The organism is Natronosporangium hydrolyticum, assembly GCF_016925615.1.
Classification (GTDB): domain Bacteria; phylum Actinomycetota; class Actinomycetes; order Mycobacteriales; family Micromonosporaceae; genus Natronosporangium; species Natronosporangium hydrolyticum.
Genome location: NZ_CP070499.1, coordinates 1,112,346 through 1,137,893 on the forward strand (window position 1 = coordinate 1,112,346; position 25,548 = coordinate 1,137,893).

General features: G+C 71.7%; 24 protein-coding genes. 6 read left to right on the forward strand and 18 right to left on the reverse strand.

Annotated elements, in window-relative coordinates; all coding sequences use genetic code 11:
• Nucleotides 1-3: 3 nt before the first annotated feature.
• The 14 genes from JQS43_RS05150 to JQS43_RS05215 all read right to left on the reverse strand — a co-directional run bounded on the left by JQS43_RS05150 (nucleotide 4) and on the right by JQS43_RS05215 (nucleotide 13,944).
• On the reverse strand, nucleotides 4-357 hold the full coding sequence (locus tag JQS43_RS05150) for a hypothetical protein (protein ID WP_239677908.1): 354 nt from the start codon (nucleotides 355-357) through the stop codon (nucleotides 4-6).
• Between the two features lie 121 nt (nucleotides 358-478).
• Nucleotides 479-3,892, reverse strand: coding sequence for a LysM peptidoglycan-binding domain-containing protein (locus JQS43_RS05155; protein ID WP_239677909.1), 3,414 nt, complete (start codon nucleotides 3,890-3,892; stop codon nucleotides 479-481).
• 14 nt (nucleotides 3,893-3,906) lie between these two features.
• The gene (locus tag JQS43_RS05160) at nucleotides 3,907-4,365 is read right to left on the reverse strand and encodes a pilus assembly protein TadG-related protein (RefSeq protein ID WP_239677910.1); all 459 of its coding nucleotides are present in this window, start codon (nucleotides 4,363-4,365) and stop codon (nucleotides 3,907-3,909) included.
• Nucleotides 4,365-4,811, reverse strand: coding sequence for a TadE family protein (locus tag JQS43_RS05165; RefSeq protein ID WP_239677911.1), 447 nt, complete (start codon nucleotides 4,809-4,811; stop codon nucleotides 4,365-4,367). Before JQS43_RS05165 ends, JQS43_RS05160 begins: the two co-directional genes overlap by 1 nt.
• Nucleotides 4,808-5,155, reverse strand: a complete 348-nt coding sequence (locus tag JQS43_RS05170) for a TadE family protein (protein WP_239677912.1) — start codon at nucleotides 5,153-5,155, stop codon at nucleotides 4,808-4,810. The genes JQS43_RS05165 and JQS43_RS05170 overlap by 4 nt, the downstream gene beginning before the upstream one ends.
• A gap of 86 nt (nucleotides 5,156-5,241) precedes the next feature.
• Nucleotides 5,242-5,448, reverse strand: a complete 207-nt coding sequence (locus tag JQS43_RS05175; protein WP_239677913.1) for a hypothetical protein — start codon at nucleotides 5,446-5,448, stop codon at nucleotides 5,242-5,244.
• A 24-nt stretch (nucleotides 5,449-5,472) separates the two neighbouring features.
• Nucleotides 5,473-6,330, reverse strand: coding sequence for a type II secretion system F family protein (locus JQS43_RS05180; RefSeq protein ID WP_239677914.1), 858 nt, complete (start codon nucleotides 6,328-6,330; stop codon nucleotides 5,473-5,475).
• Nucleotides 6,327-7,262 carry a type II secretion system F family protein gene (locus JQS43_RS05185; RefSeq protein WP_420847680.1) on the reverse strand — a complete coding sequence of 312 codons (936 nt, stop codon included), beginning with the start codon at nucleotides 7,260-7,262 and terminating at the stop codon, nucleotides 6,327-6,329. The genes JQS43_RS05180 and JQS43_RS05185 overlap by 4 nt, the downstream gene beginning before the upstream one ends.
• Nucleotides 7,223-8,941, reverse strand: coding sequence for a TadA family conjugal transfer-associated ATPase (locus JQS43_RS05190; RefSeq protein WP_239677916.1), 1,719 nt, complete (start codon nucleotides 8,939-8,941; stop codon nucleotides 7,223-7,225). Before JQS43_RS05190 ends, JQS43_RS05185 begins: the two co-directional genes overlap by 40 nt.
• Nucleotides 8,942-8,943: 2 nt before the next feature.
• Nucleotides 8,944-9,768, reverse strand: coding sequence for a CpaE/TadZ family protein (locus JQS43_RS05195; protein WP_239677917.1), 825 nt, complete (start codon nucleotides 9,766-9,768; stop codon nucleotides 8,944-8,946).
• A 3-nt stretch (nucleotides 9,769-9,771) separates the two neighbouring features.
• Nucleotides 9,772-10,524: an SAF domain-containing protein gene (locus JQS43_RS05200; protein WP_239677918.1), complete on the reverse strand. Its 753-nt coding sequence runs from the start codon at nucleotides 10,522-10,524 to the stop codon at nucleotides 9,772-9,774.
• A gap of 29 nt (nucleotides 10,525-10,553) precedes the next feature.
• On the reverse strand, nucleotides 10,554-11,564 hold the full coding sequence (locus tag JQS43_RS05205; protein WP_239677919.1) for a hypothetical protein: 1,011 nt from the start codon (nucleotides 11,562-11,564) through the stop codon (nucleotides 10,554-10,556).
• A 74-nt stretch (nucleotides 11,565-11,638) separates the two neighbouring features.
• A complete protein-coding gene (locus JQS43_RS05210) occupies nucleotides 11,639-12,217 on the reverse strand; it encodes a hypothetical protein (protein WP_239677920.1) in 579 nt (192 codons plus the stop codon).
• A gap of 326 nt (nucleotides 12,218-12,543) precedes the next feature.
• Complete coding sequence (locus JQS43_RS05215) at nucleotides 12,544-13,944, reverse strand: serine/threonine-protein kinase (RefSeq protein ID WP_239677921.1); 1,401 nt, start codon at nucleotides 13,942-13,944, stop codon at nucleotides 12,544-12,546.
• Between the two features lie 158 nt (nucleotides 13,945-14,102).
• Between JQS43_RS05215 and JQS43_RS05220 the strand changes: the two genes are divergently transcribed.
• The 5 genes from JQS43_RS05220 to JQS43_RS05240 all read left to right on the forward strand — a co-directional run bounded on the left by JQS43_RS05220 (nucleotide 14,103) and on the right by JQS43_RS05240 (nucleotide 20,180).
• Nucleotides 14,103-14,933 carry a patatin-like phospholipase family protein gene (locus tag JQS43_RS05220; RefSeq protein ID WP_239677922.1) on the forward strand — a complete coding sequence of 277 codons (831 nt, stop codon included), beginning with the start codon at nucleotides 14,103-14,105 and terminating at the stop codon, nucleotides 14,931-14,933.
• Entirely contained in the window at nucleotides 14,933-16,009 is a 1,077-nt protein-coding gene (locus JQS43_RS05225) for a 1-acyl-sn-glycerol-3-phosphate acyltransferase (protein ID WP_239677923.1), read from the forward strand. The genes JQS43_RS05220 and JQS43_RS05225 overlap by 1 nt, the downstream gene beginning before the upstream one ends.
• Before the next feature lie 71 nt (nucleotides 16,010-16,080).
• Nucleotides 16,081-18,663: an SCO7613 C-terminal domain-containing membrane protein gene (locus JQS43_RS05230; RefSeq protein WP_239677924.1), complete on the forward strand. Its 2,583-nt coding sequence runs from the start codon at nucleotides 16,081-16,083 to the stop codon at nucleotides 18,661-18,663.
• A 138-nt stretch (nucleotides 18,664-18,801) separates the two neighbouring features.
• Nucleotides 18,802-19,122, forward strand: coding sequence for a 4a-hydroxytetrahydrobiopterin dehydratase (locus JQS43_RS05235; RefSeq protein ID WP_239677925.1), 321 nt, complete (start codon nucleotides 18,802-18,804; stop codon nucleotides 19,120-19,122).
• Nucleotides 19,122-20,180, forward strand: a complete 1,059-nt coding sequence (locus JQS43_RS05240) for an FHA domain-containing protein (protein ID WP_239677926.1) — start codon at nucleotides 19,122-19,124, stop codon at nucleotides 20,178-20,180. Before JQS43_RS05235 ends, JQS43_RS05240 begins: the two co-directional genes overlap by 1 nt.
• A gap of 34 nt (nucleotides 20,181-20,214) precedes the next feature.
• Here JQS43_RS05240 and rocD read toward each other — a convergent pair whose 3' ends face one another.
• Nucleotides 20,215-21,444 carry an ornithine--oxo-acid transaminase gene (rocD, locus tag JQS43_RS05245; RefSeq protein WP_239677927.1) on the reverse strand — a complete coding sequence of 410 codons (1,230 nt, stop codon included), beginning with the start codon at nucleotides 21,442-21,444 and terminating at the stop codon, nucleotides 20,215-20,217.
• Between the two features lie 157 nt (nucleotides 21,445-21,601).
• Entirely contained in the window at nucleotides 21,602-21,988 is a 387-nt protein-coding gene (locus JQS43_RS05250; protein WP_239677928.1) for a phage holin family protein, read from the reverse strand.
• A gap of 58 nt (nucleotides 21,989-22,046) precedes the next feature.
• Here JQS43_RS05250 and JQS43_RS05255 point away from each other — a divergent pair, with 58 nt between their 5' ends.
• A complete protein-coding gene (locus tag JQS43_RS05255; RefSeq protein ID WP_239677929.1) occupies nucleotides 22,047-23,330 on the forward strand; it encodes an MFS transporter in 1,284 nt (427 codons plus the stop codon).
• A gap of 60 nt (nucleotides 23,331-23,390) precedes the next feature.
• On the opposite strand, the gene JQS43_RS05260 is transcribed toward JQS43_RS05255, so the two are convergent.
• Nucleotides 23,391-24,338, reverse strand: a complete 948-nt coding sequence (locus JQS43_RS05260) for a glycine betaine ABC transporter substrate-binding protein (protein WP_239677930.1) — start codon at nucleotides 24,336-24,338, stop codon at nucleotides 23,391-23,393.
• A 99-nt stretch (nucleotides 24,339-24,437) separates the two neighbouring features.
• A complete protein-coding gene (locus tag JQS43_RS05265; protein WP_239677931.1) occupies nucleotides 24,438-25,547 on the reverse strand; it encodes an ABC transporter permease in 1,110 nt (369 codons plus the stop codon).
• Between the last annotated feature and the right edge of the window lies 1 nt (nucleotide 25,548).

Genomic DNA, 25,548 nt, shown 5'->3' on the forward strand with positions numbered 1-25,548 from the left:
CGCTTAGGCGTTGATCTGCCGGCTGAGGGTGGAGACCTGGGTCTCCACGTTCGAAGCCGAAACCTGCTGAGTCGAGACGGCTTCCTCCTCCCCAGCGACGATGGACTGCTCACCGCGGACGGCGCGGACCGCCTGGTCGGCGAACTGGGCACCGAGCCGCTTCAGGTTCTCGGCGTGGGTGCCGGTCATGCCGGTGAATTGGATACCGGCACGGCCCCGCAGGCCAACCTGCGACTCCGCCATGCGGTTACGGAAGGCGTCGGACTGGGCGTGACCGTCCTGGGCGTCGGTGTTGTAGCGGTGGCCGGTCTGCGTCAGCGCACCGGTCTCGGTGAGATTAACGTACTTTTCTGGCATCGAGGATCTCTCCCCCTCGTCGATCTTCCCGAGCCGGGAACGACCCGGGCCTATGGTGCTTGCCGTTCCGATAACACAGTAACTCCATCGTGCAACCTCTCGCCTACCGAAAATGTGTCGGCTATCCGGTAGGGACGAGAAGGTCGCGGGGCCAGGTGCTGACCAGCCGGTACGTCTCGGGCGCCAAGTCCTCGAGCGACTCGGCGTCGCGGGATTCCAGCAGCTCCCGCAGCAGGTCCCGCATCCGGCCGGTCTGACCGTCGGCGTGCTCGGCCCGCAACAGATCCCGCCACGGCTGGTCGTGACGTCGCTGCGGGTCGGCCAGCCAGGCCTGGGCAACTGCCCATCGGACCCCGGCCGGGTCCCCGTCGGCCAGGCAACGCTGGGCGAGTTCATGCGCGGTATCCACGATGGCGGCCAGCAGATGCTCCGGGTAGATCTCCGACCCGGCCAACCAGGGGTACGGGTTGCGGGTGCCCGGAGTCGCTGGCGACTGCGCGTCGGCCAGCGGCACCCCCCGTACCAGACGGAGCGCTGTCTGTAGATCCGCCGTGCCGGCCGCTCCCCGCAGCGCCGCCCGGGCCCGGAGCCGGCGGAACAGATGCCAGTCGAACAGGTACCCGTTCGCGAGCCGGTAAGCCAGGTCGGCCCCGATATCCGGCAGCCACGGCCGCCCCTGCTCGTCGTGGCCCAACCACTGTCGAACCCGGCTGATGACCAGTTGCCGGGCGGCGGCGGTGACCTGCCCACCCGGCCACAGGGCGTCGTCGAGCAGGTTGGCGTCCGCGCCGCTACCGGCCCGTTGTGCCAGGAAGACCAGCAGCTCGGTGTGCAGTCGTCGGCGGCTCTGCGGCGGGTCGCCACCGGCGGCTACAGTGACCGGTCCGAGCACCCCGATCCGCGGCCGGGCTGGATCCTCGTCGAACCACGCCGCCACGTCTGCATCCAGCCGCTGATCGGCCTCGGCGGCAAGGACGACCGGGACCGTCCCGGTCTGGCCGGCGGTGGCGACCGTGACCGGTTCCGGAGCCGGCGCGGCACCCACTACTGCCCGACCCACGCCCCGTACCGCCCCGGCCGCGTCGGTGCCGAGCGTCCAGCCCTCCGGCTCAGCCGCCGGTGGTACCGGCACCAGTTGGGTAGTCCGGGCGGCGCGCATGGTCTGGGCGAGCGAGGCCAGCTGCGGCACCGGTAGCGCGGCGGCGTTCAACGAGGCCCGCAGGAACGGCAGCCGGACCTGGACGGCCCCGTCGAGGGTCACCTCGACCTGCGGTGACCCGGCGGCGGGCGGAGCCGGATCAGGGCTGACGGTCGCGACGGCGCAGCGGGCGGCACCCGTGAGCTCCCGCGACAGTTCGGCCAGCGCCGCGGCGTCCGCCGAGGTCGTCGGGTTCGCCAGCAACACCTGCGGCATCCAGGAGTCACCGGCCACCCCCCGGACCCGGCCGCTGAGCGCGTCGCCCGCGCCGGTGTGGGACAGCGTGGCGCGGGCGGCGGCGACGCGCTGCCGTACCTGCGCGATGGCGGCGTCCACGGAGGCCGCCACCGTGACCCGATACGGGTTGACCGACGTCAGCAGCTCCGCCTCGTACGGCTCGAACCCTGCGAGCAGCACCTCGGCGTGGTCGGACCAGGTATTGCAGGCGAGTTCGGCGGCTAGGTAGCGCAGCAGATCCAACGCCCGGGCCGGGTCGCCGTGAATCGTGACGAAGCCCAGTCGCTCCAGGTCGAGCAGCAGGTGAATGCCGGCCTGGGAGCCGATGGTGGCCAGCGTCGGCAGCGGCGCGAGCCGGGGCTCACCGGCCGGCGGCAGGATGGTGCCGGCGGGCAGAGTCCATCGATCAGGATGGTCGCGCCACGGCGCCGGCGGCCCCGGGCAGGCCGAACCGAGCAGCAGATGCACCGAACCCTCGTCGATCATCGCGCCGGCGATGTCGGGCAGCGGCCCGTCCCGGCCCGCCAGCGAGCTGGCGAGGTGTCGCAACGCCGCGTCCAACCGGGCGGTGTCGAGCGGCTGCTCGGCACTGCGCAGCGCCTTCTCCAGTCGGCGGGCGCCGTCGGTGGCGAACCGGAAACCCGGCCGGTGGTGCTGCCGGTGGTGCTGCCGCAGCAATGCTGCCGCCCCCAGGACCAGCGCCGCCAGCAGGCCGGCGCCGGCGAATGTCGCCGGCGCCAGCCGGTCGAGCTCCGCCTCGTCGTCGGCTGTCACCTCGGGGGCCGCCTCGGCGGCCGGCGCGGTGCCGAATCCGCTGGCGGTGGGCACCGACCCCGCCCGCTCGTCGCTGGTCTGCCCGCCGTCGTCGGCGGGCCCGAGCCCGTCGACCGCGCCCGGTCCGCCGGGTTGGTCTGGCTCGGCCGGCCCTTCCGGCTGTTCGGGATCGTCTGGCTGTTCGGGATCGTGTGGCGGCTCGGGATCGTGTGGCGGCTCGGGCTGGTCTGCCTCCGAGGGTTGGTCTGCCTCCGGCGGCCCGGCGTCGGCGGGGACGCTACTGTCGCCGGTGGCGTGGGGGGTCACGCCGCTGTCGACGGCGTCGGGTGGCAGCTGCAGTGTCCAGCCCGGCTCGATGTGGTCGGGGAAGTTGCCGTTCCGGTCGCCGTACTCGGGGTTGAGGTCGGCGATCTCCTGGTAGCGGTGCGGGTCGCCCAGATACCGGTCGGCGATGTGCCACATCCAGTCGCCCTGCGCGACCTCGTACTCGTGCTGGGCCGCGGCCACCTCGTCGGTCTGGTCGCCGCTAGCCGGTTCGCCCACCGCTGGGGTCGCCACCGGCAGGGCCCCGAACCCCACGATGGCCGGGGCGGAGATCTCGGCGCCGGGGGTGGTGGTCTGCGCGGTCCCGGTGGCGCTGGTGGCGCTGGTGGGGATCGTCAGCTGCCAGCCGGCGTAGATGCGGGTCTGCCCCCGCTGGAGGGTACGGCCGTCTGGCTGCTCGACGCCGTAGTTTGCCTCGGCGATCCGTTGCCAGGGCACGCCGTACTTCTCTTGCAGGTCTAGTAGCCCTTCGCCGCGTTCGACGAGGTGCACAACGGACTCCGCCGCCACGGCGGAGCTGGTGGCGTAGTTGTAGACCGACGGGTCGAGCGGGCCGGCGGCGGGTGCGGCGATGCTCGGTGGTGCGGTGTCGACCATCGCGGCGCTGGCGCTGGCCACGGTCGGGGTGATCGCGACCGTGGCGATTGCGGCGATCAACACCGCCGCCAGCCGCTGTGGCCCGCTCAGGCCGGGGATGCGCGGAGTCGACCGACGGGTCATCCGCGACAGCAGCTCCAGCACCACCGTGCCGGTGAAGACCGCCCACGCCAGCCAGCCCAACACTGCGAGCAAGGACAGGAACAGCGAGCCGTCGTCCGGCGAGGTAAGCGCCGCCCACACCCCGTCGAGGTCTGGCCACTGGTCGGGGAGTGGGTTGCCCGCTAGCAGCGCCAACGCCACCGGGAGGCCACCCACCAGCGCGCACAGCAGCAGCAGCGACCCGAAGGCGCGGGCGAACCGCTGGGTGGGGCTGGCGGGGACGAACGGGGTCTTCGGCGGCACGGGGCGCTCCCAGCTCAGGCTTCGGTGACCAGGACAGCGGTGGAGGTGGCGGTGATCTCGACGTCGGAGCGCCCGAACAGGCCGAGGATCCGGTTGCGGTACGGCATCCGGACTTCAATGTGCACAGTGGTGCCGTCGTCGATCAGGGTCACGGCGGGCGGCAGCATGTCGTAACGTTCGTTCGCCTGGATGAGGTATTCCTCGGCGTACTGGGCGGCGAGCGCGGCGTTCACTCGGTGGTCTCCCTGTGCGGCAACGACCTCCACGTCCACCGCCTGGCCGGCCGCCCGCGCCGCTTCGGCGGCGAGGTTCTCGGCCCGCATCAGGGTCCGCAGCTGGCCGGTTCCGTCTACCACCCCACCGAAGACCATGACCAGGCCGAAGAAGGCGATCGCCATGAAGACGCTGACCCGGCCTTGATCACCCTCGGGTTGGGTTAGCCGGCGGCGGAGTCGTGGCCACGAGCGTCCCATCACCGCTCCCGGTACGAGTCGAGGGGGGAGACGAAGGTGCTCTGCAACTGGAAGGAGTTGGGTACCCCGGGCAGGGCGAGGTCGGTGAAGGAGACCTCACAGGAGACGGTCACCGAGACGAAGGCCAGGTCGGTCCCGGTCTGCGAGAAGCCGCTGAGCTGGGGGGTGACCGTCGGCGGTTGCGCGCAGTTCAGCCCCTGCTCGGCCAGCGCCGCCGCGGCCGCGTTCTGGGCGTTGCCGGCGGCGGCGGCTTCGCTGCGACTGATCGAGGCAGCCCGGGCCGCGTCGTGGGCGGCGACGTCGATGGCGTTGAGCGCCACCGCGGTCCGGCCGAACACGATCGCCGCGACGATGATCAGGAGGAATACGGGGGTGAGGATGGCCATCTCGACGGTGACCGAACCACTCTCGCGGTCCGGGCGCAGCAGGCCACGCCGGCGGATCATGGTGCCTCCGTGAATCGCTCGACCGTCCCCCGCGCGGTCTGCTCGATCTCCCAGGTGACGCCGGGAAGGATCGACAGCGCCTCGCCGCGCACCGTCACGAAGACCTCGTCGTCGCTCCGCACCGGGGCATCGACCTGGGCGTCGACCAACCAGTCCCCGGAGTTGGCGAGGTAGGACTCGGCTCGCTCCTGGCCCGCACCGGGGGTGGCGTCATAGCGGCGCTCGGCCGAGACCGCGAGCTGGGCGGCGGAGAGGGCGACGGTGCGGGCGGTGAAGTACGTCGCGACCTGCACCGCGCCGAAGATCACCGCCACCAGCACCGGCCACAGAATCGCCAGCTCCACGATGGATGACCCGCCCCGGTCACGCTCCGATCGCGGGATGCGTCCCCGAGCCACCCGTGGCCCGGCCGTGAGCATCCGCGTCATGATCAGAAGTTCTGGTCGGGGATGGTGGGTGCGCTGTCCAGCAGTTCCGACACATAGGCGCCGAGCGCGACCAGCAGGCCTACGGCGAGCACCGCCATCCCGATGATGATCACGGTCGAGGGGATCGGGCTGTCGCCGCGGTCGGGTTGGTGGGACAACTGCCGCAGCCGGGTGGCCACTGCGGCGGTCAGCTGGTGCAACCGGGTCATGGTCTTCGTCCTTCCTGTTGGCGACTAGTGCGCTCCGACGCGGGAGAGCAGGGGGTAGATGATGAACACCGCCAGCACCAGCAGGAGCGCGGCACCGGGTATGTCGAGCTTGGTGGTGGTCGCTTTGGCTCGCGCCAGCGCCTCCACCCGGATCTGGTCGCGCAGTGACTCGGCCCGGCTGAGTAGCGTCTCGTGCACCACTGCACCGTCGGCGCCGGCGGCCTGGACGATGTCGCCGACATCGCCGAGCTCCGGCACGTCGATGGTGGCGGCGAGCTCTCGCAGGCCGTCCCACGGCTGGTGCAGCTGTAGCTGCGCCCGCAGCAGCGTCTCCCGGAGCCGCTCGAAGACCCAGCCGTCGACCCCCCCGCAGGCGCGTTCCAGCGCGGCGACCGGGCCGTGGCCGGCGGCGAGCTCCAGACTGACCAAATCCAGATAGGAGCAGATCGCCCGCCGGAATTCGTACCGAGCCTTGGCCGCCTTGGTGATCACGTCGAAGTGCGCGGCGAGGCCGCCGATCGCGGCGAAGACCAGGCTGGCCAACAGCGGGATGACGAAGGGCACGCCGATGCCGGCCAGCAGGAACAGGGCACCGAGGACCGACGGCAGCGCGAACCCGATCAGGGCTGACAGCCCGATCGAGAGCCAGTATTGCTGTGGGGTGCGGCCGAGCAGGGTCAGCTCCCGAGCCGGTGGCCGCCACCCCCGTTGCCACCATGGGGGCCGCCGGGCCATCCCGCCGAGCGTCACCGGGTCGAGCCCGGTCGGGTGGAGCCGGTGCAGCGCCCGCCCGGCGTCCGGCGTCGCCGGCAACGCCCGCCACACCAATAGGAAGACGCCCAGGCCGAGCAGGCCGCCAGCGCCGATCGCCGCCGGGATCATCGGGTCACCTCCGGGTTCGGTGGCCCGAGCAGCCGGGGGAGTCGGGCTGGCCGGGTCATCATCCGCACCCAGATCAGGAGCAGGACGAAGACGCCGGCGAGCAACGCCATCAGGATCTGGCCTCCCGCGGTGGCGTATGGGGCCATGTACTCGCCGCTGAACGCGGCGACCACCACCACCAGGATGGTGAAGCCGACCATGAACCGGATGGAGAGCCGGGCGGAGGAGCGTTCGGCGTCGGCCTCCTTACGCATCGCTACCTCCTTGGCGGTAGCGCCGGCGATCGCCCCGAGCACGGTGCCGAGCCGGTCGCCACGGTCCCGCAGGTGCAGCAGCAGCGCGGCGACGATCTGGTCGCAGACCGAATCGTCGATCTCGTCGGCGAACGCGAGCAGCGCCTGCCGGCCGTTCCAACCGGCCTGGAGCCGGGCGGCGAGCGCGCCCGCCTGCTCTTCGATCGCTGGCGGGGCGGTCGAGGCGGCCGACATCAGCGCGGCCTGCAGGCCGGCGCCGGTGCCGGCCACGTCCCGCAGCCGCCGGGTCCACTCGGCGATCGCCTCGACCCGGGCGATGGCCCGACGTTCGGCTCGGCCGCCAGCGAGGAGCCAGGGCACTCCGGGCACTGCGGCCGCGACCACCAACCCGAGCACCGGCAGCCCGCTGACCAGCCAGGTCACCGAGCCGGCGAGCACCGCGGCGGCCACCCCGATCTGGTAGCGCCGCTGCTCTTCGGGGTTGCGGCCACCGCCGCGCCAGAGCCGGGTCGCCACCTTGGCCAGCCACGGTGGTGGGCCGGTCGGGCGGTGCCGGGGGGTCGCGAACGCGCGGACGAAGACGATCAGACCGGCGACCAACAATCCGCCCGAGATGGCGGCGAGCAGTTGCACCCCGGTCATCGTCGCCCCGCCCTGGTCGCCAACGGGCGTCGCCAGGCACCGTCCCCGGCGGCGATGTACGGGGTGAGGTAGCGGCTGTCGTAGCCGATCCGGAGCAGCTGCTCCCGGACCCGTTCCGGATGGTGGCGGGGCACCGCCCGGCCGTCGTAGCCGGGTCCGAACAGCTCGGTGGTGACGACCTGGCCGCGGTCGCCAGCGCCGACCACCTCCACCACATGCGAAACGAACCGGTGTTTCCGGCCGCCGATCTTGGTTTCGTCGACCACGTTGACGTAGACGATGAGGTCGAGCGCGCCGGCGACCATGCGCTGCGCCAGTTCGGCGGTCATGTCGGTGCCGTGGCTGAGCGCCAGCTCGACCGCGCGGTCGACGACCGAGGCCGGGTTGCGGGCGTGGATGGTGCAGATGGAGCCCCGGCTGGTGGTCATCGCCTGCAGCATCGCCACGATTTCGCCGCCGCGGACCTCACCGACGATGATCCGTAGCACGCCGAGGCTGAGCGAGACCGGGATCAGGTCGGCCAGTGACACCTCGCCCCGGTGGCGGCCCCGCGCGTCCAGCTCGCCGTGGCCCTGCCGGGTTTCCATGGACATCGCCCACGGGTGGCGACCGGTGGTGTGCAGGCCGAGTTCCCGCCGGTCTTCCATCACCACCAGCGGTTCGCTGGGGGCGATCTCGGAGGCGAGACCCCGCAACAGGGTGGTCTTGCCGGCGCCACCCAGCCCGGCGATCATGATGTTGAGGTCGGCGGCCATGGCGGCTTTGAGGAGGTCGCGGACCAGGTCGCTGACCATGTCCAGCTCGACCAGGCGGTCGAGGTCGACGTCGAGCACCCGGTGCCGCCGGATCGCCGCGTGCGGGCGAGGGGTTACCCAGCCGACCGCGGTGAGCCGGCTGTGGTGTTGGTCCGGCAACTCCATCGACAGGTGGGGGTTGGCCGGCGAAAGGTTTTTTTCGCTGCCCGCCCGGCGAGCCAGGGTCTGCAGGATGTCGAGCAGCTCTTCGTCGCTGTCCGCGACCGGGTCACCGTCGACGACCGTACCGTTGGCGTACTCGATCCGGACCTGATCGTGGCCGAGAATGTGGACCTCGGTGACCTCCGGGTCGGCGAGCAGCAGCTGCAGCCGACCCAACCCGAGCAGCTCGGCGATGACCGCGTCGAGCAGCGTCTCTTCGTACTCGGGCGGCACCGGGTCGCCGGCCCGCCGCTGGTTGTCGACCCAGTCCCGGACATGTCGGGCGGCGACCCGTTCGGCTTCGAGTTGGCGTTGCTGGGCCTCGACCGGTCGGCCGCCGAGCAGTTGCGACAGTTCGGTGCTGACCGCGTCGCGCAGTTCGCGCACGATGGCGAAGTCGGCGCGGAGCGTGCCCCGGCCCGGGGGCGCCGACCCGGGGGTCGCGACGGACTGGGCGGCCGGTTGGGCGGCGGCTTGCGGCGGCGGGGCGGTGGCTTGCGGCGGGGCGGTGGGCGGCTGCGGGGCAACCCCCGGCGGCGCGGCCACCGGCGGGCCGGCGGGCGGTGGGGCGGCGGTCGGCGGGGGCGGCACCACGACCGGCGGTGGTGGTGGCGGTGTGCCAGGGACCGGCGGTGGGGACGCGGCGACGGCACCATTGTGCGCGTACACCTGGGCAGTGCCGACTCGACGGTGGCCGGCCGGCGCGGCCTGACCGGCCGCAGCGGTCGGGTTCGGTGGCGGTTGCTCGTCGGCGGCCATGATCACACCCCGGTGTTCTGGCTGGCGGGCGCGGACGGTGGCTGCCCCGGATCGGGCTGGGCACCGGCCGCCCGCCGGTGCTGCACATGCGAGACCAGCGTGGGGTGGGCGCGCGCCGCGGCCCGCATCAGCGGGGAGTTCATCCGGATGTTGCCGCCGTGGCTCAGCACCCGCGCGGTCTTCGGGTCGTCGGGTAGGCACGCCACCACTGGATTGTGCAGCTCGTGGCCGACGGTGCGGACGGACTGGTCGCCGGGGCCGGTCACGAGCAGCCCCAGCGGGGTGGTGCCGGCGCCGTGCTCCACCAGCTGGGAACGCAGCGTCCGCAGCGTCGGCACGGCTGCGGCCATACCTGGCAGGGAGGGGCGCAGCGCCAGCAACACTGCGTCGGCCCGGTTGATGACCGGCCAGGGAGTATTGGGGGCCGCTAGCCGGCCGCAGTCGACGATCACGTCGTAGCCGGGGGTGAGGTGTTCGAGTTCGGCGAAGAAGGTGGCGAACCGGTCCCACACCGGCCGCAGCGCTCCGGATTGGACCGGGTCGCTGATGCCGGGGAGAAGCAACCGTTTGAGCGTCGGATGCTGCAGGTCGACCAGCTGTCCCCACCACCGGTCGCGCAGGCTCTCGCCGCGTAGCTCGGAGACGGCCAGCTCCCGGATGCCGCGGTCGGCGGCGAGCGACCCCGCGAGGTAACCGGCCTGGACCGAGCCGCCCGCCGGGTCGCATTCGGCGAGCACACACCGGTTTGGCCAGATCAGCGTGAGCGCCAGCGCCGCGGTGGTGACGCCCGGGCTGCCTTTGGCGGAGACGAGGGCGATGACGGCCATCCGTCAGCTCCCTGGCTGTCCGGGCATGACCGCCACTGACAGCTCGTTGTCGGCGGCGAGCGCGGCGATCACCGGCGCGTCCCGGGCCGGAACCACGATGTCCAGCGTGACGGTCCGGGAACCACCACCGCCGCCCAGCAGCCCGGAGTCGCTGCCGTCGCCGCCGACGCCGACCACGATCGCTTCCCAGGTACGCGCGGAGGAGGCCGGCTGATCCTCGGTGCTGTCGCCGGTCGGGCCGCCGGTCTCCACCAACAGCAGTAGGTTGCCGGGCTGCACCGGCTGGGCGGGTAGCCGGTCGCTGCGGACGGACACCCCCAGCCGGACCTCGCCCGGGCCCGGATGCGGCCGGTCGGTCACGTGCGCAGGGGTCAGCAACGTGCCTGCGGCGAGCGGCATGGTGGCGTAGTTGCCCACCACCCGGGCGAGCTCGTTCGCGGGCACCGGCTGCACCCCTTGTGGATTGCTCATGCGCACCACCACGAGGTCGGTCTCGTTGATCGGAGCGCCGTAATTCACATCCTGGGCGACCGCGAGGTACTCCCCTTCGGCGGCGACCAGGGTGACCAGGAAGGTGGTGCCGAGGGCGCCCACGACCACCAGCGCGACCGCCAACGCTAAATGTCCGAGTCGGACCCGGCGCTCGCGGGGGCCCACCGGGGCGGGGATGGGGGCGGCTGGCGCACCGGGGTGGGCGGGCCCGCCCGGCAGCGCCGGAGCGGTCGGTGCGCTGATCGGGGAATTGCTCTGGCTCATCAACTCATCGCCTCGTCAACCGGAGCTGGTCAGTTTCTCGTCAGGACCTGGATTTCATCGATCTGCAGCGCCACCGAGCTGGCTGACTCGGCGGTGAGCGTGTCGCTGGCGTCGCTCGCCTGGGCCTCCCAGGTCACGGCCCAGTGGCTGGTCGCGGTGATCTCATACTTGCCGCCCGGCTGGTCTCGGCTGGCTCGGTGGTAGTAGTGGTGGCAGTTGTCGCCGGGAGAGCGGAAGTCCTGGCTGGAGTCCCACACGCGATGCTGGTCTCGGGCACAGGTGAAGACTGTACCGTCTGCCATGTCCCAACTCACCTCGGTTACCTCAGCGCTGATGGTGACACAGACACCCTCGAGGCAGTGCTCGGCGCTGATCGGGCCCCACGAGCCCTCGTCGTCGCCGACACCGAGCCATACCGGCAGGCCGATCAGCCCGGCGCCGGTCTCCGGCGGCGCCAGCTCGAACTCCACCGGCGCCAGGTCGATCTGGGCGAGCCAATGCCGCGCGACCGTCTCCGGATCGATCGCCACCGCGGTCTCGCCAAACTCGAACCAGCGCCAGTTGGCGGCCGAGTTCACGTTGAACGACTGAGTGGGCATCTCGCCGATGACGCTGATCAGGCAGGTTCCCCACAACCAGCGGCCGTCCTCGCCATCCACGCGTCCATCTTCATGCGCCGGCCGCCTCGCCACAGCTGGTGGGTCGCCCCAATAGCAGCCGTCCAGGAAGAAGGCGCCGTCGTCGGTGACGCAGGGGATCTCGACAAGGTCGGACTGGGCGACCAGGATCAGCGCGCCCGGCTCCGAAACTTCCGCGCCGACCTGCACCGCGTCGCTGCTCGCGTGCCAATAGCAACCGGAGTCGCCGCCGCCCCGCGGAGTGCCCTGGTCGTTGTCGCCACCCTCGTCGTCACGGCTGTCCTCGTCTCCGACGAAGCACTCCGGGTCGAGACTGTCGGTGCAGCCGGCGTGATCTCCCTGGGCCGCGAGCGCGGTGTCATGGCGGAGGGGGTACTGCTCGGCCCCGGACCCTTCGGACATGGCGCTACTGACGAGCAAGACCAGTAGCGCCATTGTGCAGCCCGGAACTAATAGACGAGCAAACGATGATTTGATCAACATTCCTCATCCCAATCAGTGCTCTGCCCCACGACATACCAGTTGTCGTCGGTGCCAAGGAGAAAGAGGGCGGTGACCGGGTATCGGCCGAGTGGGTCGCCGTCACCCGCTGGCGAATCGTCCTCCCTGTTTACCAGGTCGTACCCGCTGTAGTCGATGCAGAAATCGATGGTCGCCTCGGTGGGGAGGTCTGGTGGGTCGAGTTCGGCCACCTCTGCCGAGATGATGACCAACTCCCCTTTGTAGTAGACATCGTGGTCCTCATTGCGCCGGATGGTGTTCTGTAGGTTGTTTAGCGCACCGGAGGGGTCTAGGAAGTTGGCGAGCAGGTCGGGATGCTCTGGGTCGCCGGCCTCGTGCGCCACGACCACGGCGCTCAGTGCCTCCTCGTATGACTCGACGAAGGGTTGCAGCTCTGGGTCGACCGTCGGGGTGGCGGTGGCCGCAGTGGGCGGGGCGGCGGGCGGATCGGGTAGGTCGAGGTCGTCGTCGCCGCAGGCCGCGGTGGCGGCGACGAGCGCGACCGCCGGTGCGAGCGTGAGCCACCGGCGCGGGTGGGCGTCTCTACGAGTCACGATCGATAGCTCCCCATGATGGTGTGATCTCGAGCCGAGCGCTCTCCCGTCGCGCTGGCTCGGTGGGTAGCAGTCTAAACCGCCGACACAACCCCTTCAGATGGATCAATCCGTGCAACTGACTGTCCAGATGCGCTTGGTGGGCTGGGTGGGGATCTTGCACCCCGGAATATCCGACTTTTCCGGGCGCAAGATCCCCACCCAGCCCACCAAGCGAGAGAATAAGCGTCCACTATTTGACTCGACAGCGAATCTATGTGGAGTGCATCCTACAGTTTGGGCAATTGCCGAAACTGGCAACTGTCTTTCCAGGATTGCCGTCCAGCTCAGGCGGTGAGGCGGTCCAACGCCTCCTCAAGGGTCGCCGCCGAGGTGGGGCTCATACCGCCCTCGGCGGCTCGGATCTGCACCTTGTCCCGCAGCTGGGCGGCGGCCGACGCCAGGTCGGTGACCCCGGCCTCCACCTCCCGCTGCAGGTTGCTGATCAAGTTGTTCAGATCAAGCGCCACATCCTCCCGGATGTCGTCGCGCGCGTGTCCGTCGTCGACCAACTCGCCCACCGTGTGCAGGGTGACCGACTCCAACCCGGGGTCCTGCTCCAGCCGTTGCGGATCCGCTGGGTCGTGATCTTCGAGCTGGTTGTCGGCCCCAGCAGAGGTCGGCTCGGTCGTGGTCGGTCCGGGTGACGAGGGCACGGGCGAGGAACCGGCCCGATGGGCGCCGGCCGGGCCGTCGGGTTCCGAGGGGTCATCCTTGGCGGACTCGTTCGCCTCCGGTGAGGACCCTGGCGGGTGGCTGGAGCCGAGCACGGTAGCGCCGAGCACCAGCCCCACCACCAGCGCCGCGGCCGTGCCGGCGGTCGCGACCAGGCGTTGGGTACGGGACGCGCCCCGCCGACCGGCTCCGGGCAGGTGACGGCGGAGGGTCCAGGCGACCTGGTTGGCGGTCGGGCGGTGTTGCGGATCGGTAGCCAGGCACTGCAGGCAGAGCTTCACCACCGGTGGTGGTAGCCCAGGGATGAGCAGCGGCGGCGGCTGCTCGCGCTGGGTCAGCGCGAGCTCTTCCCAGGTGTCGGCGGGGAAGGGGGGCGACCCGGTCAGCGTCTCGAACAGCAGCACACCGAGGGCGTACGTGTCGGTCGCCGGCCGGGCCTGGCGGCCGTCGAGCCGCTCCGGGGCCACGTAGGTGGGAGTGCCGAAGGTGATGCCGTCGGTGTCCTCATCGGGCGCGCCGACCGTGGTGGCGATGCCGAAGTCGAGGATCTTCGCGCCGCTGGTGGTGAGCATGACATTGTCCGAGGTGACGTCGCGGTGGACGATCCCCCGCCGGTGGGCGGCGGCGAGCCCTTCGGCGACCTCGGTGCAGATCCGGAGCGCCTCCGGCCAGGGCAGCGCGCCGTCCCGGAGCCGGGCCGAGAGCGGTTCGCCGTCCAGCAGCTCCATCACCACGTACGCGGTGGCCTCGCCCTGGGCGTTGAAGGTCTCGCCGTAGTCGTAGGTGGCGGTCACGTGCGGGTGGGTGAGCCCGGCGGCGGCGCGCGCCTCGGTGCGGACCAGTGCCCGGAACCGGTCGTCCGCAGCGAGGTCCGAGGCGAGCACCTTCACCGCGACGCCGCGTTCGAGCATCTCGTCGTTGGCCCGCCAGATGACGCTCATGCCTCCCACGCCGATCCGGTCCAGCAGCCGGTAGCGGCGACCGAGCACGGTGCCGGGTGCTAACGCGTCCATCTCGGACCATCCGTAGATCGGGAGGGGCCTCCAGATTGCGTCGAGCGACGTGGTTTTGTCAACGGCAGGTTAAATCGATCTTGAGGACTACCTGGTCGGAGCGGCCCAGCAGCATGATCGGTCGCGGGCACTGCCGGCCGCCGTGCCAGGATTGCAGGATGGTCGACAAGCCGGTGGCGTTCGTGCTGGGAGGCGGCGGAGTACTCGGCGCGGTCGAGGTGGGCATGCTCCGGGCGTTGTTCCGGGCCGGCTACCAGCCGGACCTGGTGGTCGGGACCTCGATCGGGGCGGTCAACGGGGCGCTGGTCGCCGCCGACCCCTCCGCCGAGGTGACCGACCGGCTGGTGCGGATGTGGGGTTCGCCGGAGGCCCGGGAGGTCTACGGCGACTCGATGGCCCGGCAGGTGCGCCGGTTCGTCGCCCGTACCCACCTGCACTCGCCCCGGCCGCTGCGCCGGCTGCTGGAGCGGGAGCTGGGGCCGGGGCGCCGGTTCGACCAGCTACCGGTGCCGTTCCACTGCTGCGCGGCCAGCATCGAACGAGCCGCCGAACACTGGTTCGACGAGGGGTCGGTGATCGACGCGGTGCTCGCCTCCAGCGCTGTGCCGGGGTTGCTGCCACCGGCCCGGGTCGCCGGCGAGCACTATCTCGACGGCGGGATCGTGAATTCCATCCCGATTGGTAGGGCGGTTGAGCTGGGCGCCGGTACGATCTTCGTGCTGCAGGTGGGCCGGATCGAGCGCCCGCTGAGTCCGCCGCGTCGACCCTGGGAGGTGCCGCAGGTGGCGTTCGAGATTGCCCGGCGGCACCGGTTCGCCAGGGAGCTGGCGGCGTTGCCCCCCGGGGTCACCGCGCATGTCCTGCCGGCCGGAGGGGAAGCCCGGGACGACTCGCCGCTGGCCTACCGGGACATGGCCGCGGTGGGGCGCCGGATCAGCCGCGCCTATGTCGCCTCCCGTCGCTATCTGCAAACGCTGGGGCAGGAGTAATGGCTCCGCCGCCGCGCTGGGTACGCCGGGTGGTGCTGGCCCCGGCGGTGGTGGCGCTCGCGTTCTTCGCGTTGACGACGCTGCCGCTGTGGTTGCTGGTGGCCGCGGCAGCGTCGCCGCTGATGCCGGGTTGGCTGCGGCCGTTGCGACTGTTCTGGATCAGCCTCTTCTACCTGGTGTTGAACGCCGCCGCGCTGGTGGTGATGTTCGGGCTCTGGGTGGCGTCCGGGCTCGGCTGGAAGAAGCGCGCGCCCCGGTTCCAACGGGCCCACTACGCGTTGACCGGCTGGTGCCTGGCGGTGTTGTTCTGGCAGGCGCGGTGGACCCTGCGGCTGCGGATCGACATCTCCGGGCCGGACCCGGACACCGCTGCGCCGGGCCGGCCGGAGCTGGTGCTGTGCCGGCATGCTGGGCCAGGAGACTCGTTCATCCTGATCCACGCCTTGGTCAACTGGTTCGACCGCGAACCCCGGGTGGTGCTGAAGGACACCCTGCAGTGGGACCCGGCGGTGGACGTGCTGCTGAACCGGCTGCCCAACCAGTTCGTCGCGCCCGGGCATCGGCGCGGCGACTGGTCGATAGCGGCGATGGCCGCGGAGCTCGCCGCCGGCCTCGACGACAACGACGCGATGGTGATCTTCCCAGAGGGAGGCAACTTCACGCCCCGCCGGCGGGTGGCGGCGATCGACCGGCTGCGCGCTCGCGGCCTGGCCGACGCGGCCCGCCGGGCCGAGGACCTGCGGCATGTGCTGGCGCCGCAGCCCGGCGGGGTGCTGGCCGCGCTGGACGCCGCCCCGAAGGCTGGAGTGGTCTTCGTGGCGCACACCGGACTCGAGCGGATGGTCACCGTCGCCGACGTGTGGCGCGAGCTGCCGATGGACAAGCGGATCACGATGAAGTTCTGGTCGGTGCCGCCGGACGAGGTGCCGGTGGACCGGCAGGCTCGGATCGACTGGCTCTACGACTGGTGGCGCCGGATCGACGAATGGGTCGGCTCCCATCAGCCGGTGCCGGAGCCGCCACCGCGCCGTTGGTGGACGTTGGGATGGCGGTGGCCGGGCCGGTCGGCGGAGTAGGCCCTCGTACTCAGCCAGGTTGAGTACCAGCCAGCTACCGGCCGACGGCTCCCGGGCCGATGATTTCCGGTATGACTGAGCAGTTCCGAGCAACGCCGGGGCCGGCGGCGTATCCGTGCCCGGTCTGCCGGGCGCCGGCCGACCTCGACGCCGGATGTTCCGGTTGTGGTCGGCCGCCGGACCCGATCGCGGCGGCGGTCATCCAAGCTACGGCGCGCGTCGCCGAGCTGGCAGGGGAGGAGCACCGGCGCTGGCGGGGGCTCGCCGAGGTACGGCAGCAGCTGCGCACCGAAAGGTCCCGGCGGGACGCTCTCGCCGCCCAGGTACGGGCAGCGCGCGGCGCTGCGGTCCCGGCGGGTTACCCGGCCGGACCCGCCGCTGCGTCGGCGCACTCGCCGGTGCCCCCGCCACCGGGGGTGCCGCCGGCTCCGGTGCCTCCGCCACCTGCGGTGCCGCCGGGTCGGCCCGGGCCGGAGCTGGCGAGCCGGAGCGTGCAGACGGTGCTCTTCGTCGCCGGTGGCTGGCTGTTGGGGATCGGGGCGGTCGTCTTCGTGCTGGTGGGGTGGGGCCGCTACGGGGTGGTGGGGCAGGCCGCGACGCTCGCCGCCGCCACGGTCATCGGCCTGCTGGGGCCGGCGTTGGCCAAGTGGCGGCAGCTGCCCGCTACCGCCGAAACCCTCGCCGTCGTAGGCATGCTGGTACTGCTGCTCGACGGTTACGCCGCGTGGCAGGCGGGGATGGTAACCCTCGTCGCCGGGTCGACCTGGGCGGGCGCGGTGCTCGCCGGCGTCGCCGGGATCAGCCTCGGCTACGCCCGACTCAGCGGTCTGGTCGGCCTCCGGTTCGTGGCGTTGGTGCTGGCCCAGGGGTCGGTACCGCTGCTGGCGGCGACGTTGATCGGCCGGCTGGACGGCCTGGCGGCGCAGTCGCTCGGAGCGGCCGCGCTCGCGCTGCTGCTGGCCGCCGGCAACCTGGTGCTGGTGGAGCGGCTGCGGCGGGGGCCTGATCCGCGGCCGGCCAGCTCAGCGATTCTGCTCGGGTTGGGGTGGCTGCTGGTCGGGGCGTGGCTGGTGTTGGGCGGCGTACTGGCCGGGCTGGTCCTGCTGGTGCCGGAGCTCGGCACCGCCGCGATCGCCACCGGGCTGCTGGTCGGGTTGGTGGTGGTGCTGGTCGGCACGGCTCAGGCGGCGGACCGGACCGGTTGGCGGCAGGTGGTGGCTGCTGGCGCAGTGCTGGTTCCGGCGCTGGCCGGTGCCCGGCTGGCCGCCGTGGCGGTGCCGGAGTTCGCGCAGCTCGCCGCCGTGGTGGTGATCGCGGGGGCGGCGGTGGCGACCGCGGGGCAGCAGGGGTGGCTGGCCCGCCTGGTGGGCCCCCGACCGGGTCGCTGGGTGGGCGGGCTGGTCGCGCTCGGGCTGCTCGGGCACGCGCTGCTGGGGCAGGCGCTCGGGCTGCTCGGGTCGGCCGGCTCGGCGCTCCGGACGGCGAACGACCCCGCCCGTACCGAACTCGGAGCCGTCGCGGGCGGTGCGTACCCGTGGCAGCTACCGGTGTCGGTGGTGGTGGTCGCGGCGGCGTCCGGGTGGCTGCTCTGGGCGTGGCCGCTGGCTCGCCGGTTGATCGCGGTGGCCGCGGTGCTGCTCGCGGCAGCGGCGGCGGCGCCGCAGCTCGGGGCGGTGCTGCTCGGGCCCTACTCCTGGTTGTTCCAGGGTTGGCCGGGCGCCCCGGCGGGGACCGGGCTGTTCGCCGGTGGGGGTTCGGTGGCTAGCGGTCCGGCGGCGCTCGGGACGGGGTTGCTGGCCGGTGTGACCCTGCTCGGCGGCTGGCTGGCCACCCGCCGGTGGCGAACCGGTTTCGCGGCGGGTGGGGTAGTCGCCGGGCTGGCGCTGCTGGTGACGTTGGACTGGGCGCAGGCACCGTGGCCGACGGTGCCGGCGGTCAGCCTGATGGGGGGAGCCGCGATCCTGGTCGCGGCGGTCCGTTGCCGTTCGGGGTGGTGGACGTTGGCGGGCCTCGGCTACGGCGGGGTGCTGGCAGGCGCCGGCCTCGCCGGGGCGTCGCCGACCGTCTGGTCTACTGTGGCCGCACTCGAGGTGCTGGCGGTGGCGGCGGTGCTGGCCGCGGTGGTCGCGCGGCGGCAGCAGCTGCGGGTGACGGGGTGGGTGGCGGCGGCCGGCTGCCAGCTGTTGGCGTGGTGGGTGCTGGTGGTGTCCTGGCAGGTGACCACGGTTGAGGCGTACACGCTGCCGGTGGCGGCGATCGCCCTGTGGTTCGGGTACCTGGCTCGCCGCCGGTTGGCCGGTTCGTCCGGGCTCGGCAGCTGGCTGGCGTACGGGCCGGCGCTGGCCGCGGCGGCGCTGCCCAGCCTGGCGGTCACCGTGATCGACCCATCGCCCGGGCGGCGGCTGCTGGTCGGGCTGGCCGCGGTCGTGGTGCTGCTGGCCGGGGTGCGGTGGCGGCTGCAGGCGCCGGTGGTGGTGGGGGCGACGGTGGCGATCCTGGCGGCGCTGCGGGAGCTGGCGTTTGTCTGGCAGCGGTTGGACGCCTGGGTGCCGTTGACGGTGGCGGGTGCGCTGTTGCTGCTGTTGGCCGCTACCTATGAGCGACACCGCCGGGAGCTGACCCGGGCCGCGGCGGCGCTGCGCCGGCTCGGCTGAGCTGGTGGGCCGGCTGGAGCGCGGGGGCCGGCTGGCGGGCGCTGTCGGGCCGGCTGGGTCGCTGTCGGTCGCGTGCGCTGGTGGGAAGGGTGGTTCCTCACGGCGCTGTCCGGGGATGGGAGGTATAGGGTCAGCGGCATGGCTGAGCTGCTCGCACCCGACGAAGTGCGTTCGGCGCTCGGGACCCGGCCGGGTTGGTCCGGTGACCCGGCGCGGATCTCACGCACAGTGGAGTTTCCGACCTTCCCAGCGGCGATCACGGTGGTGGACCGGGTCGCTGTGGTCGCTGAGGAACTCGACCACCATCCAGATATCGACATCCGGTGGCGGACGCTGACGTTCCACTGCGCCACCCACTCGGTCGGCGGAGTCACCGCCCGCGACCTTGACCTCTCGGGCCGGATCGACGAGATCGTGGCGGCCGCGGGCGGTCGGGACGTCAGCGCCGGAGCACACTGATGCGGTTTGAGATCAGTCACGTGCTCGACGCGATCGAGGCGCGGTTGACGCTGGATCCGGCGTTGGCCCGGGCGGTGGTGGACCTCGCCGAGGTGGTGCGGCTGGTCGACCTCGACGGCAACGACAGCAAGCCGGCGACCCTGTTGCGGCTCGGGCGGGTGTTGGACGCCTTAGGTCAATATTTGGCCGAGGACGGGGTCGCGATCTACGTGGTGGCCGACCGTTCCGTGCTCTCGGACCTCGATCTGACCTCCAATGAGCGGATGGTGGTGCGGCGCTGGGCCGATGACGGTCTGGTGGAGGTGCTGCCCGACCCGGCCGACCGGGTGCTGTCGGTGGCGGAGCTGCTGGGGGTGCCGGTGGTGAGCCGGCGCGGCTTCACCGAGTACGCCCAGCAGTACCGCTGGCTGCCGCGGGGGTTGCTAGCGCCGACCCCGGCCGGGATGGTCCCCGCCGCCGAAGGGCTCCCCGGTCCGGCGGCCGCGCCGGTGCTGGTCCGGTTGTGGCAGTGCCCGGAGTCGGCCTGTGCCGGGTTCGGCGCCCCCGCCGGTGGCCAGCCGCCGCCGCAGCTGCAAGCGGCCGTACCCACCTGTCCGCGGCACGGCACCCGGCTGCGCGACGCCGGCCCGCAGCCACCGGCCCGGGTCTTCGCGGTGCGGGTCGATGGGGCGGTGCGGGGCCGGTTTGTGGTCCGCGAGGCGTCACCGGTGGTGATCGGCCGGGCGCCTTCGCCGGCCGCCACCGGCACCGTAGTCGAGCTGGGCCCGTTGCTGGGGGATGAGGCGCTGCGCTGGATCAGCCGGAACCACCTCTGGCTGGAGCTGCGGGGGCAGGCGCTAGTGGTTACCGACACCAGCACCAACGGTACGACGATCCGGACCCCGGCCGGCCCGGCGCAGCTCGGCCCCGGGCAGGCGTACGGGATGGGCAACGACGACGTGGTGGAGCTCTTCCAGGGGGTGGAGCTGGGCCGCCCGAACCGGTTCCAGGGCGGGGCTGCCCGGCCGGCCTCGGTGATGGGGGAGGCGCCCACGATCTCGCTGCGGATGCCGCGATGACCGTCGGGTCAGCAGGCTGAGCTGCCCGGGCGGGTCACGCCCGGTGGCTGAGCACGGCCTGTAGCTGATCGACCGCCCAGTCGAGCTCCGCGGCCTCGACCACCAGCGGCGGCGCCAGCCGCAGCGTCGACCCGTGGGTGTCCTTCGCCAGCACGCCGCGTTCGGCGAGCAGTTCGCAGGCGCGGCGGCCGGACATGCGGCCGGGGTCGATGTCGATGCCGGCCCATAGGCCCCGGCCCCGGACCGCCACCAACCCGTGGCCGACCAGCGACTGTAGCCGTTGGTGGAGGTGGTCGCCGAGTTCCCGGGCGCGGGCCTGCGGTTCGCCGCTGCGCAGCAGCTCCACGACGGCGCTGCCGACCGCGCAGGCCAGCGGGTTGCCGCCGAAGGTCGAGCCGTGTTCGCCGGGGCGGAGCACGCCGAGCACCGACCGGTCGGCCACCATCGCCGAGACCGGGACGATCCCGCCCCCCAGCGCCTTACCCAGCAGGTACGCGTCGGGGCGGACGGCTTCGTGGTCCAGCGCGAAGGTGGCGCCGGTGCGGCCCAGCCCAGACTGGATCTCGTCGGCGAGGAAGAGCACGTTCCGTTCGTCGCAGAGGCGGCGGACACCGGGGAGGTAGCCCGGCGGCGGCACCAGCACGCCGGCTTCGCCCTGGATGGGTTCCAGCAGCACCGCCACGGTGGTGTCGTCGATCGCCTCGGCGAGCGCCGCGAGGTCGCCGTAGCGGACGATCCGGAACCCGGGGGTGTAGGGGCCGTAGTCGTCCCGGGCATCCTTGTCGGTGGAGAAGCTGACGATGGTGGTGGTCCGGCCGTGGAAGTTGTTCTCCGCGACCACGATCGTGGCCTGGCCCTCCGGCACTCCCTTGACCTGGTAGCCCCACTTGCGGGCGACCTTGATCCCGGTCTCGACCGCCTCGGCGCCGGTGTTCATCGGCACCACCAGCTCCATGCCGCACAGCTCGGCCAACCCCCGGCAGAAGTCGGCGAACTGGTCGTGCAGGAAGGCGCGGCTGGTGAGGGTGAGCCGGTCCAGCTGTGTCTGGGCGGCCGTGATCAGCGCGGGGTGGCGGTGGCCGAAGTTGAGGGCCGAATATCCGGCGAGGCAGTCGAGGTAGCGCCGGCCGGACACGTCGGTCACCCAGGCGCCGGTGGCCTCGGCGACCACCACCGGTAGCGGATGGTAGTTGTGCGCTGTCCAGCGCTCCGCCGCCGCCACCGCATCGGCCAGCTGGCCGTCGTCACCCTGCCCAGCCGTCATCGTCGCACCTCTCCGTCCGGTCGTAGCACTCGCCACGGTATGCGGCGGGCGCCGCGCTGGCCATTGCGAATGCTTGCGCCGCGTCGCCGATGGTTGCGAATTCAGCCGGTCGGGGCGGTGGTTCGTTGCGCCGTAGCGCCGGTGGTCAGCGGTTCGTTCAGCCGCGAGCGGCGGTGCCGCGGCTCCGGAAGACCAGGGTGATCGCCCAGCTCACCACGCCGACGATGATGGCGCCCCAGAACGCCGCCCAGAACCCGTCGACCTCGAACGGAAGGTTGATCGCGTCGGCGAGCCACCCGGTGAGCAAGAACAGCAGCGCGTTGACCACCAACGCGATCAGTCCGAGCGTGAGGACGTAGAAGACGCAGCCAACGACCTGGATGATCGGTTTGATGAAGGCGTTGATCACTCCGAAGATCACCGCCACCAGGATCAACGTCAGCACATTGGCGATTGCGGTGTCGCCGGTCAGGTTGATCCCCGGCAGTAGCGTGGCGACCCATAGCGCCAGCGCTGTCGCGAGAGTCCGGATGACGAAGTCCACCCTCTGAACCTACCGCGCCCTGCCGGCGCGGCGAACCGCTACGGCAGGATTGTCGCTCATGCCCCTACTACTCCTGGCGTACCTCGGCTTCATCAGCCTCGGCCTACCGGACGGCATGCTCGGGGTGGCCTGGCCCTACATGCGCGTCGACTTCGACCGCCCCGCTGGCGCGATCGGCTTCGTGCTGCTGGTGTTGACCGCCGGCTACCTGCTCTCCAGCGTCTCGGCCGGGTTCATGCTCGCGCGGTTCGGCGTCGGCCGGCTACTCGCCACCAGCACCGGCCTGGCCGCGACCGGGTTGCTGGGCTTCGCCGCCGCACCGGGCCTGGTGCCGATGGTGCTGGTGGCCGGGTTGCTGGGGGCCAGCGCCGGTGCGATCGACGCCGGGCTCAACGCGTACGCCGCCCGGCACTTCGGGGCCCGGCACATGAACTGGCTGCACGCCAGCTTCAGCTTCGGGGCGACGCTCGGCCCGCTGGTGGTGACCGCAGCGGTCGCGGTCGGGCTGGCGTGGCGCGGCGGCTACGTGGCGGTGGCGGTGGGCCAGGTGGCGCTGGCGGTCGCGTTCGCGCTGACCGTCCGGGCCTGGCGGGACCGGGCAGCGGACCGGGTGGAGCAGGGCCGGCCGCCGGCACCGGCCACCGCCGGTCCAGCGTTGCCGCCCGCAACCGCCCGCTCGATCCGCCGCCCGCCGCCGCTTGTGGCCACCCTGCGACAGGCGGGGACGTGGCTGGGGGCGGGGGCGTTCGCGGTTGGGGTGGCGATCGAGGCCGGCGCCGGGCTGTGGGCGTACACCCTGCTCACGGAGGTGGACGGGGTCTCCGGCCAGCTCGCCGGGGTGGCCGTCTCGGCGTACTGGGGGAGCCTGTTCGTGGGGCGGCTGTTGGTGGGGGTGGTCGTGGAACGGATCGGTGTCCACCGGGTGCTCGTCGGCAGTGTGACGGTGATCGTGCTCGGCGCCGCCGTGGTCGCGCTGCCGGGGGCGGCGCCGGCGACCGTCACCGGTCTGGTGCTGATCGGGCTCGGCGTGGCGCCGATCTTCCCGCTGCTCATGTTGACCACGGCCCGGCGGGTCGGCGAGTCGCACAGCGACCGGGTGGTCGGTATGCAGGTCGCTGCCGGGACGCTGGGCGGTGCCGCGGCGCCGGCGCTGATCGGCGTGTTGATCGACCTCTGGAGCGCCGCGGTGCTGGGGCCATCGCTGCTGGTGTTCGGGGCGCTGCTAGGCGCGCTCTACCTGTGGGCACACCGCCGGTCGGCCGGCGGGGAGGCGGGGGAGCCTGCGGGCTCGGAGTTGTCGGGGCCGCCGGACCAACGGTCGGCGGCGGGTACCGAGCCCTAACCACCGGTGGGGCCCGGCGCCGTAGCGCCGGGCCCCACCAGGGAACTACTGACGGTCAGGTCAGTTGGTCATGTTCGGGAGGAAGTCCGGGTTCTCGTCCAGCCACTGCTGGGTCGAGGCCTCGTACTCATCCTCGGTGGCGGCCTCGTTCTCGTTGAACATGATGTTCTCGAGCGAGTAGAGGTCGTCGGCGGTCATCGACCAGTTGCCCACCCACTCGGCGGCCTCCGCGAAGTCCGCGGTGAAGTCGGCCCGTGCGAAGGCGTGGATCTGCTCCGGGTCACCCAACGCGTTCTCCGGGTCCTCCAGGTTCCGGATCGGGAACGCGTCGTACGCCCAGTGCGGCTCCCACAGGGTCACGACCACGTTGTCGCCGCGGTCGACCGCGCCCTGCAGTTCGGCGAGCATGGCGGCGGTGGAGGACTCGATGAACTCCATGCCCTCCAGGCCGTAGGTCGGGATGACCTCGTCCTGGGTGATTCGGGTCAGCCCGGCGCCCGGCTCGATGCCGACGATCCGGTTGTCGAACTGGTCCGCGGCGTCGGCGAGTTCATCCAGCGACTGGATCGGAGCGTCCTCGTTCACCGCGATGGTCAGCGGCGCCTCGTCGAACCAGACCCCGAGGTCCTCCATCTGGTCACCGTGCTCGTCCCAGTAGTCCTCGTGGGTGGCCGGCAGCCAGGCGTCGAACGCCACGTCGTACGCGCACTGGGCCATGCCCAGGTAGAGCGGTCCGACATCGGCGAACTCCACCGTCACGTCGTAGCCTTCCGCCTCGAACGCAGCCTTCCACAGGTACGTCGCGGCGATGCCCTCCTCCCAACCGTTGAAGGCACCGATAGTGATGGAGTTCGAGTCGGCCGGCTCGTCGCAGACGCGCTCACCGTTGCCGTTGGCACCGGTGTCGTCGCCGTTGCCGTTGTCGTCGCCGTTGCCGCACGCCGCGACCAGTAGGGCGGTCGCCGCGGCGCCCGCCATCAGCGCCGAAGCTTTCCTGTAGCGCCTCATGTTCATTACTTCATCCTCCTCGGTGCCGACCCGACGCATGACGCGTTCGGAGATCGGTCACCTCATCGGGTCATGATCTCGTGATCATTGTGGTTTCGTTCACCCGGCGCGTTGTAGACGCGCCACGGTCGACCGGGCACCGATGGCCGCGGTCACCCTGTCCAGGAAGATCGCGAGGATCACCACGGACAGGCCAGCCTCGACACCGAGGCTGAGGTTTGTGCGGGAGATAGCCGCCAACACCTGCTGGCCCAGCCCGGGGGCGCCGACGAAACCGGCGAGCACCACCATGGAGAGCGCAAGCATGATGACCTGGTTGATGCCGGCCATGATGGTCGGCAGCGCCAAGGGCAACTGGATCTGCCAGAGGATCCGAGAGGGCGGGCTCCCGAATGCCTGCCCGGCCTCCACCACCTCGGAGTCGACCTGCCGGATCCCGAGTTCGGTGAGCCGGATCGCCGGGGGCATCGCGAAGATGATGGTGGCGACCATGCCGGGCACCACCCCGACCCGGAACATGAAGACCGCGATCAGCACGTAGATCAGTGCCGGCATGGTCTGCATCAGGTCCAGGGCCGGTTTGACGACCAGGCTGACCGCTCGGGACCGAGCCGCCAGGATCCCGATCGGGATCGCCAGCAACGTCGCCACCAGGCAGGCCACCAGCACCATCGCCAGCGTCTGCATCGCGTTGTTCCACTGTCCCATGAGATCGATGAGGAACAGTCCACCGAGTGTGATCAGCCCGAAGACCGCGCCGCGGGCGACCCCGCCGAGCGCCGCCAAGAGCAGGATCATCACCCACGACGGCGGGAGGAACATCAGCAGGAACGAGGCGCGCTCCACGTCGAGGAGTGAGTACGGCCCGTTGTAGCTGTCCAGCAGCGTGAAACCGTTGCTGCGGTGGAGGTACCAGAGCGCGACGTCCACCACCAGCAGCGCGCCGGCGGCGCCGAGCCCGATCTGCCAGGTGGGCCAGCTCCGCCCTCGGTATTGGTGAACCGCGAACCAGGTCAGCAACCCGCCGAGCAGGATCACCAGCCACCACGGTGGGGTGATCAGTGCCGTGGATAACGTGTTGTAGGCGTTGAGGAGCCCGTCGCGGATGACGTTGAGCACCATCGAGAAGGTGGCCATGAACCACTCGATGCCGTCCCGCGCCCAGTCGCCGAGGGTGAACCACTCGAACCAATCTCGCCAGTTGTCCATG

Excerpts from the sequence above, each read along its gene's own strand:
- JQS43_RS05150 (WP_239677908.1), bottom strand. The coding sequence starts at position 357 with ATGCCAGAAAAGTACGTTAATCTCACCGAGACCGGTGCGCTGACGCAG.
- JQS43_RS05160 (WP_239677910.1), bottom strand. The coding sequence starts at position 4,365 with ATGGGACGCTCGTGGCCACGACTCCGCCGCCGGCTAACCCAACCCGAG.
- JQS43_RS05165 (WP_239677911.1), bottom strand. The coding sequence starts at position 4,811 with ATGATCCGCCGGCGTGGCCTGCTGCGCCCGGACCGCGAGAGTGGTTCG.
- JQS43_RS05175 (WP_239677913.1), bottom strand. The coding sequence starts at position 5,448 with ATGACCCGGTTGCACCAGCTGACCGCCGCAGTGGCCACCCGGCTGCGG.
- JQS43_RS05180 (WP_239677914.1), bottom strand. The coding sequence starts at position 6,330 with ATGATCCCGGCGGCGATCGGCGCTGGCGGCCTGCTCGGCCTGGGCGTC.
- JQS43_RS05190 (WP_239677916.1), bottom strand. The coding sequence starts at position 8,941 with ATGGCCGCCGACGAGCAACCGCCACCGAACCCGACCGCTGCGGCCGGT.
- JQS43_RS05195 (WP_239677917.1), bottom strand. The coding sequence starts at position 9,768 with ATGGCCGTCATCGCCCTCGTCTCCGCCAAAGGCAGCCCGGGCGTCACC.
- JQS43_RS05200 (WP_239677918.1), bottom strand. The coding sequence starts at position 10,524 with ATGAGCCAGAGCAATTCCCCGATCAGCGCACCGACCGCTCCGGCGCTG.
- JQS43_RS05205 (WP_239677919.1), bottom strand. The coding sequence starts at position 11,564 with ATGTCCGAAGGGTCCGGGGCCGAGCAGTACCCCCTCCGCCATGACACC.
- JQS43_RS05215 (WP_239677921.1), bottom strand. The coding sequence starts at position 13,944 with ATGGACGCGTTAGCACCCGGCACCGTGCTCGGTCGCCGCTACCGGCTG.
- JQS43_RS05220 (WP_239677922.1), top strand. The coding sequence starts at position 14,103 with ATGGTCGACAAGCCGGTGGCGTTCGTGCTGGGAGGCGGCGGAGTACTC.
- JQS43_RS05225 (WP_239677923.1), top strand. The coding sequence starts at position 14,933 with ATGGCTCCGCCGCCGCGCTGGGTACGCCGGGTGGTGCTGGCCCCGGCG.
- JQS43_RS05230 (WP_239677924.1), top strand. The coding sequence starts at position 16,081 with ATGACTGAGCAGTTCCGAGCAACGCCGGGGCCGGCGGCGTATCCGTGC.
- JQS43_RS05235 (WP_239677925.1), top strand. The coding sequence starts at position 18,802 with ATGGCTGAGCTGCTCGCACCCGACGAAGTGCGTTCGGCGCTCGGGACC.
- JQS43_RS05240 (WP_239677926.1), top strand. The coding sequence starts at position 19,122 with ATGCGGTTTGAGATCAGTCACGTGCTCGACGCGATCGAGGCGCGGTTG.
- rocD (WP_239677927.1), bottom strand. The coding sequence starts at position 21,444 with ATGACGGCTGGGCAGGGTGACGACGGCCAGCTGGCCGATGCGGTGGCG.
- JQS43_RS05255 (WP_239677929.1), top strand. The coding sequence starts at position 22,047 with ATGCCCCTACTACTCCTGGCGTACCTCGGCTTCATCAGCCTCGGCCTA.
- JQS43_RS05260 (WP_239677930.1), bottom strand. The coding sequence starts at position 24,338 with ATGAGGCGCTACAGGAAAGCTTCGGCGCTGATGGCGGGCGCCGCGGCG.
- JQS43_RS05265 (WP_239677931.1), bottom strand. The coding sequence starts at position 25,547 with ATGGACAACTGGCGAGATTGGTTCGAGTGGTTCACCCTCGGCGACTGG.